General features: G+C 68.5%; 15 protein-coding genes and 2 pseudogenes. 13 read left to right on the top strand and 4 right to left on the bottom strand.

Annotation, left to right across the window (positions count from 1 at the left end):
* The first annotated feature begins 103 nt into the window (after window positions 1-103).
* The 4 genes and pseudogenes from AB0L06_RS40610 to AB0L06_RS40625 all read left to right on the top strand — a co-directional run bounded on the left by AB0L06_RS40610 (window position 104) and on the right by AB0L06_RS40625 (window position 2,526).
* The gene (locus AB0L06_RS40610) at window positions 104-241 is read left to right on the top strand and encodes a hypothetical protein (protein WP_500236764.1); all 138 of its coding nucleotides are present in this window, start codon (window positions 104-106) and stop codon (window positions 239-241) included.
* Between the two features lie 108 nt (window positions 242-349).
* A pseudogene (locus AB0L06_RS40615) lies at window positions 350-394 on the top strand (hypothetical protein); the annotation flags it as partial.
* Window positions 395-556: 162 nt separating this feature from the next.
* Window positions 557-1,282: a hypothetical protein gene (locus AB0L06_RS40620; RefSeq protein ID WP_500236883.1), complete on the top strand. Its 726-nt coding sequence runs from the start codon at window positions 557-559 to the stop codon at window positions 1,280-1,282.
* A gap of 233 nt (window positions 1,283-1,515) precedes the next feature.
* Window positions 1,516-2,526 (top strand): aldo/keto reductase, encoded by a 1,011-nt coding sequence (locus AB0L06_RS40625; protein WP_500236765.1) that lies wholly within the window; start codon window positions 1,516-1,518, stop codon window positions 2,524-2,526.
* Between the two features lie 764 nt (window positions 2,527-3,290).
* Here the strand turns inward: AB0L06_RS40625 and AB0L06_RS40630 are convergent.
* A complete protein-coding gene (locus AB0L06_RS40630; protein WP_500236767.1) occupies window positions 3,291-3,461 on the bottom strand; it encodes a hypothetical protein in 171 nt (56 codons plus the stop codon).
* A 334-nt stretch (window positions 3,462-3,795) separates the two neighbouring features.
* Between AB0L06_RS40630 and AB0L06_RS40635 the strand changes: the two genes are divergently transcribed.
* The 5 genes from AB0L06_RS40635 to AB0L06_RS40655 all read left to right on the top strand — a co-directional run bounded on the left by AB0L06_RS40635 (window position 3,796) and on the right by AB0L06_RS40655 (window position 8,633).
* A complete protein-coding gene (locus AB0L06_RS40635; protein ID WP_500236768.1) occupies window positions 3,796-4,056 on the top strand; it encodes a tyrosine-type recombinase/integrase in 261 nt (86 codons plus the stop codon).
* Between the two features lie 131 nt (window positions 4,057-4,187).
* On the top strand, window positions 4,188-5,303 hold the full coding sequence (locus AB0L06_RS40640) for a tyrosine-type recombinase/integrase (protein ID WP_500236770.1): 1,116 nt from the start codon (window positions 4,188-4,190) through the stop codon (window positions 5,301-5,303).
* Window positions 5,303-5,635 (top strand): helix-turn-helix domain-containing protein, encoded by a 333-nt coding sequence (locus AB0L06_RS40645; RefSeq protein ID WP_500236772.1) that lies wholly within the window; start codon window positions 5,303-5,305, stop codon window positions 5,633-5,635. The genes AB0L06_RS40640 and AB0L06_RS40645 overlap by 1 nt, the downstream gene beginning before the upstream one ends.
* A complete protein-coding gene (locus AB0L06_RS40650) occupies window positions 5,632-8,052 on the top strand; it encodes a site-specific integrase (protein WP_500236774.1) in 2,421 nt (806 codons plus the stop codon). Before AB0L06_RS40645 ends, AB0L06_RS40650 begins: the two co-directional genes overlap by 4 nt.
* Window positions 8,049-8,633 (top strand): hypothetical protein, encoded by a 585-nt coding sequence (locus tag AB0L06_RS40655; protein ID WP_500236775.1) that lies wholly within the window; start codon window positions 8,049-8,051, stop codon window positions 8,631-8,633. The genes AB0L06_RS40650 and AB0L06_RS40655 overlap by 4 nt, the downstream gene beginning before the upstream one ends.
* Window positions 8,634-8,790: 157 nt before the next feature.
* Here the strand turns inward: AB0L06_RS40655 and AB0L06_RS40660 are convergent, their stop codons facing one another.
* Window positions 8,791-9,084: a DUF1330 domain-containing protein gene (locus AB0L06_RS40660; RefSeq protein WP_500236778.1), complete on the bottom strand. Its 294-nt coding sequence runs from the start codon at window positions 9,082-9,084 to the stop codon at window positions 8,791-8,793.
* A gap of 426 nt (window positions 9,085-9,510) precedes the next feature.
* Between AB0L06_RS40660 and AB0L06_RS40665 the strand changes: the two genes are divergently transcribed.
* The 3 genes from AB0L06_RS40665 to AB0L06_RS40675 all read left to right on the top strand — a co-directional run bounded on the left by AB0L06_RS40665 (window position 9,511) and on the right by AB0L06_RS40675 (window position 12,619).
* On the top strand, window positions 9,511-9,873 hold the full coding sequence (locus tag AB0L06_RS40665) for a MarR family winged helix-turn-helix transcriptional regulator (protein WP_500236780.1): 363 nt from the start codon (window positions 9,511-9,513) through the stop codon (window positions 9,871-9,873).
* The gene (locus tag AB0L06_RS40670) at window positions 9,870-11,318 is read left to right on the top strand and encodes an MFS transporter (RefSeq protein ID WP_500236781.1); all 1,449 of its coding nucleotides are present in this window, start codon (window positions 9,870-9,872) and stop codon (window positions 11,316-11,318) included. Before AB0L06_RS40665 ends, AB0L06_RS40670 begins: the two co-directional genes overlap by 4 nt.
* 1,010 nt (window positions 11,319-12,328) lie before the next feature.
* On the top strand, window positions 12,329-12,619 hold the full coding sequence (locus tag AB0L06_RS40675) for a hypothetical protein (protein WP_500236783.1): 291 nt from the start codon (window positions 12,329-12,331) through the stop codon (window positions 12,617-12,619).
* A gap of 84 nt (window positions 12,620-12,703) precedes the next feature.
* On the opposite strand, the gene AB0L06_RS40680 is transcribed toward AB0L06_RS40675, so the two are convergent.
* Window positions 12,704-13,627, bottom strand: a complete 924-nt coding sequence (locus AB0L06_RS40680) for a YwqG family protein (RefSeq protein WP_500236785.1) — start codon at window positions 13,625-13,627, stop codon at window positions 12,704-12,706.
* 1,135 nt (window positions 13,628-14,762) lie between these two features.
* Between AB0L06_RS40680 and AB0L06_RS40685 the strand changes: the two genes are divergently transcribed.
* Window positions 14,763-15,254 carry a HEAT repeat domain-containing protein gene (locus AB0L06_RS40685; RefSeq protein WP_500236786.1) on the top strand — a complete coding sequence of 164 codons (492 nt, stop codon included), beginning with the start codon at window positions 14,763-14,765 and terminating at the stop codon, window positions 15,252-15,254.
* Between the two features lie 60 nt (window positions 15,255-15,314).
* On the opposite strand, the pseudogene AB0L06_RS40690 reads toward AB0L06_RS40685, so the two are convergent.
* Window positions 15,315-16,386: pseudogene (locus AB0L06_RS40690) on the bottom strand (IS110 family RNA-guided transposase).
* Between the last annotated feature and the right edge of the window lie 41 nt (window positions 16,387-16,427).

Genomic DNA, 16,427 nt, shown 5'->3' on the forward strand with positions numbered 1-16,427 from the left:
TCTGTGTTGTGCGAGGGGGTTTTGCGAGACTGGCGGGGTTGAGCTGACGCCGGAGGAGGCCGCTGAGGCGGTCGAGCGGTTCGACTGTCCGCAGTGCGAGGTGATGGCGCCCTTGCCGTGCCTGACGCGAGGCGGGAAGGTCGCCTCCGAGTACCACACCGCGCGGTTCATCTTGGTGCCCGCGCTGCGCGAGCTGCTGGAGGTGCCGGTTCCGGGTGGACGGCGGCCGGGGGCGCGCTGACAGGCGCTGCCGCCGGTCGCGCACGCCGAGGTCGCGCCGTCGGCGCCGCCTCTCCGGATCGGGTACGCGCGGTGCTCGACCAAGTACCAAGAGCTGAACAGCCAGTTGGTGGCGTTGCGGGCGGCCGGGTCCACGCGGATCTTCGCCGAGAAGATCTCCACGCGGGTGAGGGTGCGACCCGAGCTGGAGACAGCGTTGGCGTTGTGTCGCGACATCGGCCGGCCGCGCCGGGGCAGGCGGTGGTGTTCTGCGTGCACGAGCTCAAGCGGCCCGTGCGCAACGCCGCCGAGTTCTGATGGCCGCTGGCCGACGAGGTTGCAGGCGGCAGGGATTCAGCTGGAGCTGCTGACCGGGCCACTGACGAGGATCTACGACCCGAACGGGCTGGGTGCGCTGCTGTTCGCCGTCCTGACCGTCAGTGCGCAACTGGATCGCGACTACGTCCGCGACAAGACCCTGGAGGGCCAGTCCGCGGCGGCCGCGCGGGGCCGTCACGGCGGCCGTCCGAGGGTATTCGACAACAACATGCTCGCCTTCGCCCTGGCGCTGCGTGCCAAGGGCGTTGGGGTGCCTGAGATCGCCGCCAAGCTCAGGATGACCTCGGCAAGAACGGGAGGAAGCCGCCGTCGGTGGCGTCGCTGTACCGGGCGCTGGCCCAGGCCGACCAGCGTCGCGAGGAACAGTGAGAGCAGAACAGCGACGCAGGTCAGATCGCGCGGGAGCGGCACCGCCGCCATCAAGGAGGACTCCCCGGCGCCGGAGCTGCCGGTCACCCTCGACATGCCGGGCAAGGTCGCCGACTTCCTCCGCGCCTGCGAACTGGACCCCGCCGAGCAGGAGGCGCTCGACCAGGGGGTGACTGTACGGCGTGACCAGGGCTACACCCTACGCGTCAGCGCCGCCCCCGCCGTGTACCTCGGACTCCTTGCCCGCTGCCAGCCGCTCGACGGCGGCCACGGCGTCCCCACGGTCCCGGCCCAGCGCAAGGCCCGCCGCGAGTACGAGAACCGCGTCAGCGCGCTCACACCGGCCGGACCATGATCACCGGCTTCCCGCCTGCGATCTACCGCGTCGCTTCGCGCGCCCGCCAACGGCCCGCCGGACCACCGTGTTCGTGACCGGTAGGCGCGAACCCTGCCGGCGCGTCGTGCAGCGACCTGCGGGTTGCCCCGGTGTCTCCGAACACCGTGTCCGAGGTTGTTCAACCGCACCTTGCCCATCCTCCCGCCTCCGAATTTGCGTTGGAGCGCACTCCAGCTCCTAGGTTCAAATGCGTGCGATACATCAAGCTCGGAACGACCGGACTGGAAGTCTCCGCCATCACCCTCGGCTGCATGAGCTTCGGCGAGCCAAACCGGGGCGGCGAGCCCTGGTCGCTGGGCGCGGACGCCAGCCGGGACATCATCAAGCAGGCCCTCGAGAACGGCGTCAACTTCCTCGACACCGCCAATGGGTACAGCGCCGGAAGCAGCGAGGAGATCGTCGGCCAGGCGGTCAAAGACTTCGCCCGGCGCGAGGAGGTGGTTCTCGCCACCAAGGTATGGATGCGGATGCGCCCCGGACCGAACGGCGCCGGACTGTCCCGCAAGGCGATCTTCGCCGAGCTCGACGCCTCCCTGAAACGACTGGGGACCGACTACATCGACCTGTACCAGATCCACCGCTGGGACTACGACACGCCGATCGAGGAAACCCTTGAGGCGCTGCACGACGCGGTCAAGTCAGGGAAGGTCCGCTACATCGGAGCCTCTTCCATGTACGCGTGGCAGTTCGCCAAGGCCCTGTACCTGGCTGACCTGAACGGCTGGACGCGGTTCGTGTCGATGCAGGACCACTACAACCTCATCTACCGGGAAGCAGAGCGGGAGATGTTCCCGCTCTGCGCCGACCAGGGCATTGGCGTGATCCCGTGGAGCCCGCTGGCGCGGGGCAGGCTGACGCGGGCCTGGGACACCGCGACGGCGCGTGCCGAGACCGATGCGGGCGACAAGATCCTCTACCGCGACGAGGATCAGGCAGTGGCCGAGCGCGTCCACGAGATCGCGGGCAAGCGGGGTCTGTCTCCGGCCCAGGTCGCCCTGGCCTGGGCCATGCGCAACCCGGTGGTGACCTCGCCCATCGTCGGGGTCACCAAGCCGGCCCAGCTGGCCGACGCGATCGCCGCGGTGGACGTCGAGCTCGACGAGGACGAGGCTACCTACCTGGAAGAGCGCTATCAGCCGCACGAAGCCGCCTACCTGCAGGAGTCCTTCTACAAGTCGCGCCCCGTGGCGAGCTCCCGGTAGTCCGGACTACCGTCGGGGCGGCATTCACGGCTGGCCTTGGTGATGACTCTCGTCAGGTGGTCGGGCCGCCGCTTTCCGCGCGGAGCCGAAGGCGGAGGGCGGCGCGAACGGCTCGCGCCGGCGGTCTTGTTCGATCCAATGTGCAACGGGGCCGCCGTCGGCCTGGGACCAGTAGCCGGCGTCCCCGATCCGGGGACCGATCGCTGCGCAGAACCGGTTAGCCAGGACCCATTGCCGACCACGGCCCCACGGGCACCACACGGCCGCATCACAGCCCCGGTGGCCCCGACCGACCGCTGCGCTCCGGTTCGAGACACCGAATCCGATGCCCGGGCAACCGCGGAGCATCCATCGAGCAGCCACGGTGGCAAAACGGGCCGACCGGGCGTGCCTCGGACCTGATCGGGACTGGTCGCGCTTGTGTTTGCACAGTTCAGAGGTGGCGCTCCCAGGGCGACACCAGCCGTTGCTACATGCCCGCGCCATCATGATCGGCACCCCCACCAGATCCGCCGAGGCGATGCTGGAGGGGTGGCGCAATCAGCGGCTCGCGCGCAACCTGGCGCTCTCCATGATCGAGGGACGGGAGAACGCGGTGAAGGCGTTCTCCCGTCACGCCGACGCGTTCCCGTGGAACTGGATGCCGCAGATGGCGGATGAGTGGCTGGGGGACTTGCGAACCGTCCGGCATCTGCGGCACTCGACGCTGCGCAACTACGCGGAAGCCGTCCGCTCGTTCTGCGCCTTCCTCAGCGATCCCGCGCCTACGGCTGGGCCGACGAATGCCAGCGCCGGTTCGGCACGCACCCGACCCAGGTCTGCACGAATGGAACACCGCCGTTCACCAGCAAGAGAGCGAGACCGATCCCGCCAAGCGCGCGTTCACCCGCGATGAGCTGCAGACCTTCTTCGACTACGCCGATGAACAGATCCATCGGGTTCACGGTGCCGGCCGCAAGGGCCGGCTGCCGGCCTTCCGCGACGCCACCTTGTTCAAGACCGCCTACGCCTATGGGCTGTGCCGACGCGAGACGCGGGTGCTCGACCTGGTCGACTTGGGCAGCAACCCACACGCTCACCAGTTCGGAGACTTCGGTGTCTGCTACGTCCGCTGGGGCAAGGCGACGAAAGGCTCACCGCCCAAACGCCGCAGCGTGCTGACGGTCGGACCACGCGACGGCATCGGAGGGATGGACTGGATCGTCGACATCCTCCAGCAGTGGATCGACGACGCCCGCCCGGGTTCACCCGCTCCGACTCCCCAGCGCTTTGGCCCCCGAACGCAGCCCGCGGATCGGATACTCACAGATGAACACCCGCTTCGCCGCCTACAGCGACGCGCTCGGGCTCGATGAGGGCCTGGACTTCCACTCCTTCCGCAGGTCTTGCGTCACGCACCTGATCGAGGACGGCTGGGACCCGCGGTTCGTCCAGGAGCAGATCGGCCACGAACGCGCCTCCACCACCTCCATCTACACCAACCCTCAGGAATTGCATCGGATGGGCTCGGATCTGCAGGTCGCCTGTTGAGCAGGGGTCGCCGAATTGGGGTCACGATGCTGCCGTTCATGCCGTTTGAGCTGAACTGCTTGCTAGGGGCTCCCGTCAGATGCATGATCCGACCCTCTGATAGGTGAGCATGGTGGGGCGGAAGGGGTGGTATGCGACGATCCGACCTGGCGGGTGCCTCGCATCTGGAGCTCGTCTCTGGTGTGGTCCAGATGCGTCCCGAGGACGCGATGTTCGAGGCGATGCTGCGAGGGTGGCGGGCGCAGCAGACGGCGCGAGGGTTGAAGGAGGACACAATCGGTGCGCGTGAGCGGTTGATGCGCCGGTTCGGGGAGTTCGCCGAGGTGTTCCCGTGGGCCTGGACGGCCGGTCAGGTGGACGAGTGGTCGTTGCATCTGACGGCGGAGCAGCACCTGGCGCCGTCGACGATCCGCAGCTACCAGTGCAGCCTGCGGATGTTCACCGAGTACTTGACCGACGGCCGCTATGGGTGGGTCCGCGAGTGCGAGCAGGTGTTCGGAGCGGGTGTTCACCCGGTCCCGGTCGTGCATGAGTGGAACACGATCTCCCACCTCAACGACTACGAGGGCAACCCGGAAGCGCGGCCGTTCACCCGCTCGGAGCTGCAACGGTTCCTGGACTACGCCGACGAGCAGGTCGAGCGGGCGCTGAAGGCCAAGCGGAAGGGCGCGCTGGCGGCCTATCGGGACGCGACGTTGTTCAAGGTCATGTATGGGTGGGGGTTGCGCCGCACCGAGACCTCCAAGCTGGATCTGGTGGACTGGGGCCGGAACCCGGCGGCGCCGGGGTTCGGGCAGTACGGGACGCTGAACGTCCGCTACGGCAAAGCCAAGCGAGGCCAGCCGCCGCGCCGCCGGAACGTCATCACCGTGATGGGGTGGGCGGTGGACGCCGTCCGTGACTACGTGGACAACGTCCGGCCGCGGTTCGGCTGTGCTGACTCACCGGCGCTCTGGGTGACCGAACGCGGCGGACGGATCAAACCCGCGGAGATCAACGCCAGGTTCGTCGCCTACCGGGACGCGCTCAAGCTGCCGGCCGCTTTGGTTCCGCATTCGATCCGTCATTCCTACGTCAGCCACCTCACCGAGGACGGCGTCGACCGGCGCTTTATCCAGATCAACGTCGGCCACGAGGCGGACAGTTCGACGGCCGTCTACACCCATGTGAGCGGCGACTTCATGAACACGGCGCTGCGCAAAGCCCTCGGCCCTGCGCTGGATGAGCCCACGGGAAGGGACTGGTGATGGCGCGGAACCTGGACTATCGGTGGCATCTGCGTCAGGTGATGGCCACCCGCGGCATGTTCGCGACCACCGACCTGATCGAGCCGCTGGCCGAACGTGGCATCAAGTTGTCGTCCAGTCAGGTCTACCGGCTGGTGGTGGAGCGGCCCGAACGGCTGAGCCTGAAGATCCTGATGGCGCTGCTCGACGTCCTGGACTGCACCATGGACGACTTGATTGAGCCCGTCACCGCTGCCGAGCCCGCGAAGAAGAGGGCGGTCGGAGATCAGGGTGGGGCCGGCCTGGGGACGCTGCGCCCGAAGCGGGCACAGATCACCCCCACAGACCAATGACCACGCCTTCCGCTGCCCAAGCAGAGCCGCTCCGCGCCATCGTCGAGCTGGTCAGCAGGGCCGACTCGGGAATCGACCAGGATGTGCTCGTCACGGTGATCGAGCGGGTCGGCGGAGGCCGGGCCAAACGCCGTCGCCTCGCCATCGACCTCGCCCGGGATCCATCCGTCCTGGCCACCGGACGTTCCCCGGCAAGCAAAGCCGTCGGGGACCTACTCCTCGCGCTCCGGGCCGCTGGAGCGACGGGGATCGCGCCGCCGCTCTGCGCGGAGTGCGGCCGCGTCATCGGGTCGATGCAGCGCCGCGGCGACCACTGGTACTGCTCACCCTGCTTCACACGCCCGAAGACCTGCGCCTCCTGCGGGAGCCAGCGAAAGCCCAGCTTCCGAGACAGGAACGGTCAGCCGCGTTGCAGCCAATGCCCCGACACCGACGTCCGTGACCCGCGCCTGCTGCTCCTGGACGTCATCACCACAGCCGACCCCACCCTGACCACCGACACGATCAACATCGTGCTCGACAAGGTGGTGACCAAGCCTGCTCACCTGCGGAAACTCGCCTGGACGCTGGAGAAGAACCCTGGGCTGCTCACCGGCGACGGCGCCAGCGCGCCGTTCCCGATGGTGCTCAGGCTGATCGAGGAGCTCTGCGCGGCCGGAGCCACCTCGATCAAGCGGCCGGCTTGCTCCGGCTGCGGACGTGTCATCGCGATGAGCAAGCAGCGGGACGGACAGCGGATCTGCCGCCGCTGCTGCGCCCGCGCCAAAGCCGTCCCCTGCGGCAACTGCGGCCGGAGCAGCGAGCCGGCCGCCCGCGACGCCGATGAGAACCCCTTGTGCTCCTACTGCCTGGTCAGCAACCCGATCAACCTCGAGGAATGCGTTCGGTGCCGACGGCGACAACGCGTCAGCACCCGCGGCCCCGCCGGGCCGGTCTGCGCCTCCTGCACCCCACGGCAGATCGCCGACTGCTCCGTCTGCGGACGGAACCTGCCTTGCATGACCTCCACGATCACCGGCCAACCCTGGTGCGGCGGATGTGCCAGAGCCTGGGCCCACTGCTCCCGCTGCGGCCAGCTCGCCCGAATTCGGGCCGGGACCCGCGACCAGCCGCTCTGCGCCACCTGCGCACAGCCCGGCAACGTCACCCTCAAGATCTGTCCGGGCTGCGGCACCGACGACCGGCTCATCACCGGCCCCTGCCGCCGCTGCCACCTGCACACCAAGCTCAACGAACTCCTCACCGACCCCGCCACCGGGACCATTCGGCCCGACCTCCACACCTTCCACGACGCCTTGACCGACGTCGACCGGCCGGAAAGCGCACTGGGCTGGATCCGCCGCGCGGCCGTCGCAGCCTTGATCGCACAGGTCGCTGCCGGAGAACGGCCACTCACCCACGAGGCACTGGATGACCTGCCCGACAGCAAGACCCTCCGGCACCTGCGCAGCGTCCTGGTCGCCGCCGGAGCTCTCCCCGAACGCGATGAGCACCTCGCCCAGCTCGAGCGATGGTCCGGACGGCTCATCAGCGAGCGGACCGACCCGCAGCACAAGCAGATCCTGCACGCCTACGCGATCTGGCACGTCCTGCGGCGCCTTCGCCACCGAATCCACGGCACCCGCACTACCGCCCAGCAGGCCACGGTCGCTCGCCGCAACATCAACGCCGCCGCCGCGTTCCTCAACTGGCTGGCCGACCGCCACCTGGACCTGGGCTCCTGCCCTCAAGCCGCCCTCGACGAATGGATCAGCAACGCCAGCATCGCTCAACGCGGCAACACCGGAAACTTCGTGCGCTGGGCCAAACGCCACAAACACACCCGCCTGGACCTCCCCGCCACCCGCTGGGACGGCCCCACCCGCCCGATCGACGCCGAGACCCGGTGGGCCAACGCCCGAAGGCTTCTCCACGACGACGCCCTCAACCCCGAAGACCGCGTCGCAGGACTACTCGTTCTGCTCTACGCCCAGCAAGCCGCCACGATCAGCCGACTCACCCTCGACCACGTCCGCACCAGCGGAGACGACGTCCGCCTACTCCTCGGCAAGGAACCCGTCCTCCTCCCAGAACCCCTCGATACCCTCGTTCTCCAGCTGGTCGCCACCCGTCGCGGCCACGCCACCATCGCCGACAACGGCACCTCGCCCTGGCTCCTGCCCGGCGGCCGCCCCGGCCAGCCCATCAGCCCCTACCGGCTCGCCGAACGCCTCCACCAGATCGGCATCCAGCCCGGCCCCACCCGCTCCACCGCCCTGTTCCAACTCGCCACCGGACTCCCGGCCGCGATCCTCGCCCGCATGCTCGGCATCCACATCAACGTCGCAGTCCAATGGCAACACGCCTCCTCCGGCGACTGGATGACCTACGCCGCCGACGTCAGCCGCCGCCCCCGAACGACAAACGAGAGCTCATGACCTTCCTCGAACACCTCCACCACCACGCGACCACCGCGATCGCCTCGATCCCGGTCACCGAAGCGAGCGAGATCTACGCGATCTCCTTCTGGATCGACGATGAGGACGACGACCCGCGACGGCCCACCCTGATCATCGGCTACAACACCGAGACCCAGGTGAAACAGACGATCCTCGAAGGACACGCCTCCGACCCCGCCGAAGCCCGCTGGAACTACGCATTCTGGCTCCAAAACCAGCTCGCCGTGATCGGAGACCGCACACACGACCCGGTCGGCGCCGCCGCCCGCGAAGCCTGGATCAAAGAGCTCGGACACTGGTACGACGAACCCACCATCGAGGCCGAATGGCTCACGACCGCCGGCCCACGCGCCCAGCAGATCGAGACCGCCTTCAACAAAGCCTGCTGCGACCTCTCCCGGACCCTCCACGCCACCGGCGTCCTCACCGCCGCCCTCGGTAAATCCGTGCCCGTCCTCGTCCATGAACTCGAGTACTACGAGCAGATCGCCCTCCGCACCGAAGCCGCCAACCCCCCGGGCCTCGCCGACGCCTTCACCTCATGGGTCCGCACCGGCTGACGCATTCGGACAGTTCCAATATCCGACGGTGCCGTTATGTGTCTCCTCCGACTTTCGCACCCGCACCCTGCTCAAAGCGATGCAGGACACCGCCACCGCCGTTCGGCATCGTGCGCGGATCAGGTGACGGATGCTCAGCGATGGCCGAGCCCGCTGGTCAGCCGATGCCTTCGGTGATGCGGAAGTCGCGCTCGAAGCCGTCGGGGAGGGCCACCAGCGCCTTCTGGTATGCCTCGCTCTCGTATGCCGCGACCGCCTGCTCAAAGCTGTCGAACTCGATCAGAATGACGCGTTGCGCCATTCCGGCCTCGTGGGCGACGACTCGACTGCCACGGGACAGGAGGCGACCGCCCGCAGCCCGGACAGCTGGACCCGCCAGCATGTCGTAGGCAGTCAGCTCCTCAGGGCCGGAAACGGAGGGATAGACACTGAGCCAGTAGCCCTTGGCCATGGAAATCTCCTATTTTCGGCCGGACTTGTCCGACTCCGAATTGACGTTCAGATTGCTCGACCCTGGCGACGGAGCACCGGGCTTTTGTGGGGACGTGCCGATACGGCCTGGTTCGATTCTGCCGCCCGCGGCTGCCGGCTCATATCCCGGCGAAGTCTTCCTCGGCGCCCCGGGCGCCTTCGGTGCGGTCTTCGGCGTACGCGCGGCGCACGGCGTCCTCCCTGGACGCCGACGGCGACCGCCGTCTGGTGCGCCGGGTGCTGGACTGAGACGCGGCGTTCGGGGCGAGAAGTACATAATGTATTTATATAAATATTGCATGCTTCACGCATGGGCTGTCAGGACGCCACTCGTGGCACATCGACTGTGATCGGGTCGGCTCTCTACGGACTGGCCACCAGGGCTGTGAGACGCCTTCCGCGCGATATGAGCATCACGTCCGCCGCCACCCTGGCCACCCTGCACAGGACCGGCCCGCGACGCGTCACCGATCTGGCCGTGAGCGAGGGTGTCACCCAGCCCGCGATGACCGCGCTGGTCCGGGTGATGGAGGAGTCCGGACTGGTCGAGCGGAGGGGTGACGCGTCCGACAGGCGGGTCACGCTGGTGTGTCTGACCGAGGCCGGCGCGTCGTACGTTCAGACGCGGCACCAGGCGGGCGTCGATGCGTTCGCGCGGCTGATCGACGAACTCACCGACGACGAGGTCGAAGCCCTGGTGGCGGCGCTTCCGGCGCTGGCGCACCTGGCAGAGCTCGAATGCCAGGACCGCGAAGGGCCGAAGCGGTGACGGAGCGCACCCCGGAGCGGTCCGAGGCGCGGATGCTGGTCCCCGCCCTGATGTTCATCGCGCTGGTCGTGGCGGCGGTCGCCAGCCTCGGGACGCCTCTGATCACCAGTGTGGCGACCACGTTCCACGTCTCGCTCGACAGCGCGCAGTGGACGCTGACCGTCGCACTGCTGAGCGGCGCCGTCGCCACGCCCGTCCTCGGCCGGCTCGGTGCCGGCCCGCACCGACGGCCCACGATCCTCGCCACGCTGGCGGTCGTCGTCGTCGGCAGTGCGCTGACCGTACTGCCGCTGCCGTTCGCGGGGCTGCTCATCGGCAGGGCGGCGCAAGGCGTCGGGGTCGGTCTGACGGCGCTGATGATGGGCGTGGCCCGGGACCATCTTCCCGAGGAGCGCAGCACGGCGACGATCGCCCTGATCTCGGTGGTCTCGATCATCGGTGTCGGCGTCGGCTACCCGCTCACCGCACTGCTCGCCGAGATCGGCGGCGTACGGGCCGCCTACGGCTTCGGTCTGTTCGTCACCGCCGTCGCCTTCCTGATCGCGTGGCGTTCCGTACCCGCGGCTCCCGAAGGACGCTCGGCTCACGTGACCGTGACGGGTGCGCTCGTCCTCGCGGGTGGACTGTTCCTTGTCCTGTTCCTGGCCGGCCAGCGGAGCCTGTGGAGCCGTCACCTCGCCGTGGCGGTGGTCCTCGCCGTCGTCGCCGTGCTCCTGCTGTGCGTCTGGACCGCCTCCGAGCTGCGCAGCAAGGCGCCCCTGGTCGATGTCCGGGCGGTACGGCACCCGGCGGTCGCCGGAGCGAACATCGCCATGTTCGTCGGCGGGAGCGGCATGTACCTCCTGCTCACGCTCATCACGCGGTACGCGCAGACGCCGCACAGCGCCGGCTACGGCTTCGGGCTGACCACCTTCGTCGCCGGCCTGGTCCTCGTCCCCTTCTCGGTGCTGGGGTTCGTCGCCGGCAAACTCACGCCCCGGGTCCGGACGCTGATCGACGCACCCGTGCTCCTGGCCGGCAGCGCCGTCATCGTCGGCGGCGGGTTCGTCCTCTTCGCCGTGGCCCGGTCGAACCTGGCCGAACTGCTCGTCGCGATGGGCGTGCTTGGCCTCGGCGTCGGCAGCTTCTCAGCCGCCATGCCCGGCGTCATCCTGGCCGTCACGCCCAAGAGCGAGACGTCGAGCGCGATGAGCTTCAACTACGTCGTCCGCAGCGTCGGGTACTCCCTGGGCAGCGCGATAGGCGGCCTGGTCCTGGCCACCGGCACCGACGCCGGTCATCTCTTCCCGAACGACCACGCCTACACCACCGCAGCGCAGGTCGGCATCGTCGCGATGGCGGTCACCGCCCTGACCGCCACCACTCTCGCCCGCCAACGCCCGCCCGAGATCACCCCCACCGCGGCCACGGCCAGCGCGCCGACTCAGGGCCGGTCGAGCCGATGACCGGCTCGCCGGAAGGGCGGCGGCCCCGCCGCCGTGGCGGTCACGCCGGCTCTCACAAACGGTCATTTGTGAGAACACGAACCGTCACCGTCGTCATTTGGAACTACCGTGCGGCCCCGGTCGAACATTCCCGAGTCCCGGGTCTTGCCCGACGCGATCAAGGCCGGGCTGCTGGTTGCTATGAGCGGCGTTCGTGACTGCGGAGCTGCCGGGACGCGAGTCGGGCCGCCTTGCGGAGCGCCGGGTCTTTGGGGACGAGCTCGCGGGCAAGGCTCGGCCGCTCGGGTCGGCCACGACAGCAGTCGCAGGCGTCGTCCCCGTTGATCCCCTCGCTCCATTGATCGCATCGGGCGCATAGCGCCGCGTCGTAGCGATCGGAGTAGTCCTGCTTGTGGCCGCACCGATGACAGAGTCCACCTGGTCGGCATTCCACGCTCTGGGCGCGCGGCCGCCTACGCGGCATCGTTCCTTTTGGTCAACGACATGTCCGGCAGAGTATCCACACATCCACAGACCGCAGAAGCCGGATCTTGAGGGAGATCCTCCCAGCGGTCTTCTGCGAGACCGTTCCGCAAGGTCATGACCTGCGCAGGCAATCTTCTGGGGCTGGTGTCACGGACCCGAGTCCCGGGGCCATCAAGGATGTGGGATGAGAAGGATTCCGGACGGCGCCCGGAGTGCTGCTGTTCGAGGCCGCCGCAACTACCTCCAAGATCCCCGCACTGGGCAGGCCCGCGTTCACCAAGTTGGCCGCGGCCGTCGCCCGGCAACACCGTGGCGGCTCGGAGCTGATCTGGTTGTGCCGGGACCTGGTCGACATTCACCAAGTACAGGCGTGGCGCCTGTCCTGTGGGGTCGTCCTTCGGGGTTGTCGGGTCCGCTGTCGAGCTTCGCCGACCTGACGGCCAAGGACGCGACCACGGACCCGCTCGTCAACGTCATCACGGCCGTCGGCCAGTTCCAGCAGGACCTGCAGAACGGGCTGACCACCGAGGAGATCGCTGCAAGCCGTGGACGAGGGCCGGTATTGGGGCTGGCCGCCCGCCCTGGCGGTCGACCAACTCGAGGAAGTCCGTGCGGCTTTCCGTGACGAGGGTGCCTCGATCGCCGCTCTCGCGCGCAGGCACGGAGCGAGCCGGGTCGCCGTTGGGACGGCGCTGATCGGTCTGCTCCTCGGCCTGGGCGTCCATCGGCGCGCCCGGGCCGAGGAGATGGTCAACGACCCCGCCGCCCAGACCCAGCTCAACTGGACGAGGGCCGACGAAGACACCCACGTGCAGGTCGACGACGCACTGGGGTAGGCATGTCAGCCCTCCTTCCGTAACCCACGGCACTGGTCAAGGCGAAAGGTGCCGTCTGGTGAAGCGGTCGAAGCGGCCTGGTGGTCACTGGCTGTGGAATGTCGCCGGATGCCGGTGATCGGCGGAGCAGCCGAAGAAGCCGCCGTGGCTGTAGCGGCCGACTCGCAGGCCGGTCGGTTCCCGGGCGGCCCGGTAGGCGTCGGTGCTGGCGTCGAGATCGGCGTCCTCCACCGGCCGCCAACGGGGCGGGCCGCCGTCGTGATCGGACTCGCCGCCCCATTCGGAGCTGTCCAGTTGCAGGATCAGGTGAGCAGGAGCGCCGCACCGCCCGCATTCCGGAGGCTCTCCCATGTCGGTGACGTTGAAGGCCATGCCGCCGCCCAGCTTGCAGCCGGACGCGATCGACAGTCCGTACTGGTAGGCGGGATAGCCGGCCTCCCAGTCGTCGATCGCGACCGCGATCTCCCGAGGGAGCTCCTCCGCGTACGGGTACTCGGTGATCGGCTCGGGGTCAAGCACGCAGGGGACCGGTATCAGCGACTCTTCGACCATGTGCGGCACCGGCGGGGCGGCGAAGACTGCGGAGACGTCGGCCGCGTGCCGCCACCGCACGCTGATCGTTTCATCGGGCCCGTAGCCGCCGTGGATAGGGCACCAGAGGATCTGCAGCAGGTCGCTGCCCTGCGGGAATGGGTAGGCAGGGACGTCGGTCGCGTAGATCTGCGCGACCGGCACCATCGCGATCGGCGCTCCGGCGGACCGTTCGGGGCCGTGCGGCCGGTCGCACAGTGGCCAGGGCTCGTCGATGGGCCACCACAGCGGCCCGCCGATACTGCTGTCGCGCGGCCCCGGGTTGCCTCGGCGAGGGTGCAACCGAACGGCGGTGCGGGCGTGAGCGGCCAGCGCGGGAATGGCTTCGGTGACGTTCACGATCGGCGGGCGTGTCGTATGCGGCATACCGGTCATCTTCATACCTGGCACCGACAAGACGACCTTGGCTTCGATCACACGACCGGGGGCGGGGCGCTAGACCCGTGCACAACCCTCTGGCACATGAGAGGCCAACCCCTTCGGGGCAGACCAAATAAGCCCGAAAGGGGCAACGGGACGGTCCGTCCGCGCGGGTCACAGGGCGTACGCTCCGCGCAGCCCGACGGGCGGACTCCAGCCTGGACACGGCGGGAGAGTCCAGCGCTCAGGCGGCGACGCGCTCTGGATATCCCCTCGGATACGCCTCGGCCGAGGTCGAATCCATGAAACCCACGCAGGTCAGGGGCCGCGGGCGGCCACCGGAACACCGCCGGCGCGGTGGTCGACTTCGGGCGTTCCGTCGAGACGGCTCTCACACGGGGCTACTTTCCGGCCGGTCGAACGTACCCGAGTCCCGAGCCAAGGCGGCTGTCGCCACTGGTCGTTCCGACCTTCCTCACGGGCCCTCCCGGGCGTCCTGCGGAGCGCTGGATGCCTGGGAGCCGGGATGCGCGGAGTTGTTTCGTGCCTGCGAGATCATCTGCCCGCGAGGGCAGGTGCGAACACAGGCCCGCCTCTATTCAGCCCGCCCATGCCAACCACGCGGAAACCGTTGTGGATTCCGCTGGCTGGGCTACAGCCGTCAGGTGCCCTACGCAGTTGGTAGTCCGATCGCCACCGACGTCCCGAACGCGATCAGCAGGACTCCGGTCAGCGTCGCGAGCGGAGCACGCCAGGGCCGCAGGCGTTCACTCCACTGCAGCACAGACGGGGAAACCGGTCTGTCGGCCGCATGTGAGTCGTCCGGGCCTTCCTCGCGCTTCCCGGCCGCCGACCCGACCCGCGCGCGGATCTGAGCCGCCAGCCACCGAAGCCGGACATGCTGTCGCGCGGCCAAGCCGAGCCCCACCAGGGGTCCCGGTAGCAATGACGAAGTTTCGGTCGGATATAGCCACGAGCTGCGGTGATACCGGGTCCGATTCTTGCAGCGGCGTCAAGAGCTCTACAAGAGGCGGGCCAGGGCCGTCGAGCAGGGCCTGGGCGGCAACCCGGAGGTCTTGCTCGTAGTCGGCTGCATTCGATGGTGCGGTTGGTTCGGCTTATTCGTCTCGGTATTAGGTGAGGTGGCAAGTTCCACTCTGGCTCGGTCATCCATACCTCGCCGGGGGCCTCTATGTTCTTCGTCAAGCGGGCAGGAGGCTTCGATCCAGGCCCGATGTTCTTGGTGGGGCATGAGACTATCCTGGTTGTGTCGGACGAGATGAGCGGGCTGCAGGCGGCCTTGAATGAGGCTTTGTCCCCTTCGTGGTCGCAGCGTGCTCGTGCTGGGCGCGATCTTGCTTCGTTCGCGGATGTTCCTGTAGCTGCGGAAGCGTTGGTGGGTCTGCTGCTGGACGTCGCGGACACGGCTGTGACCCGGCAGACGGCTGAGGCCCTGGCCCGGATGGGGACGATGGCCGCCGTAAGGCTCGTCGCTCTCGCGCTTGCCGGGGCCGACGACAGCCATGGCGACTGGATACAGACCGGAGTGCTTGACGCGCTCGCGGGACCGGAGGGTGTGCCGGATGTTGCGGCAGTCTGCAGGCAGCTCGCCCGGGACCCGGATGCAGCTGTGCGTCGGGGCGCCGTAGAGATCTTGGAGTGGGTAGATGGCACAACACGTTGATGCCGGATCAGCCAGCCGCTGAGTTGCTGTCTTGATGAGTCGAACTGCCTGTGGGCTGGTTCAGGCCGAGGCTGTCCGGGCGATGCGGAGTTCGTAGAAGGTTCCGTCGCGGAGCATGACGAACAGGACGCTGATGCGGTGCCAGGCCAGGCGGAGAAGAGCTTGTGTGTGGGTTTTGCCGCGGGCCCGGCATCTGTCGTAGTAGGTGCGGGAGGCGGGGTCGTGCAGGGCGGCGAACGCTGACAGGAACATCCCGCGTTTGAGCTGCCGGTTTCCGCCCCGGGGCGCGTGTTCGCCGTGGATCGAGGTCCCCGAAGACTTTGTCGTCGGGGCGAGGCCGGCGTAGGAGGCGAGGTGGGCTGCGGTGGGGAAGCTGGTGCCGTCTTGGACGGTGCCCAGCAGGACTGCGGCGGTCCTGACGCCGACGCCGGGCAGCGACGTCAGGACGTGGGAAAGAGGGTGAGCCTCCAGCAGTTCGCTGATCTGGGCTTCCAGGGCCCGGCGTTGTTCGTGGGCGGCCGCGAGTGAGCGGGCCAGGGACGGGATGACCACGTCGAGGGTGCCGGTGCCCGGGACGACGACGGTCTGCTCGTCCAGGGCGTCGAAGATGTCGTCGATGAGGCCGGTGGCCATGCGCGGTGCTTTGGGCCGGATCAGCTCGACGAGTCTGCGGCGTCCGGCTTTCCGCAGGGCGGCCGGGGAGCCGTAGCGTTCCAGCAGCCAGGTGACCGCGGCATGGTCGAGGCGGGGTCCCAGGACACGCTCCAGGCTGGGGTGGAACTGGGTGAGCAGGCCCCGTATCCGGTTGGACATGCGGATGGCCTCGGCGGCGAGGTCCTGGTCGAAGCCCACGAGAACGGTCAGCTCGGCGGTGATCTCGCCGGTCAGCTCCAGGGAGCGCAGGGTGTGCGGCATCGTTCGGGCTGCGTCCGCGATCACGGCCGCGTCCTTCGCGTCGGTCTTGGCCTCGCCAGGGTAGAGGTCGGCGATCCGGCGCATGGCAAGGCCTGGCAGGTAGGCGACCTGACACCCCGCGTCGCGGGCGACAGTCAGGGGTGGGCCCGTGGCCGTGGTGTGTACTCTTGCCGACGTCCAGGCCGAGGAAGACGCCCACGCTGCTGGTGTCGATCACCGTTTCCCCACTTGCTCGTAGCGGTGCTGGCCTGGGTGTCA

The sequence above is a fragment of the Spirillospora sp. NPDC052269 genome (assembly GCF_040679435.1).
Taxonomy (GTDB): domain Bacteria; phylum Actinomycetota; class Actinomycetes; order Streptosporangiales; family Streptosporangiaceae; genus Spirillospora.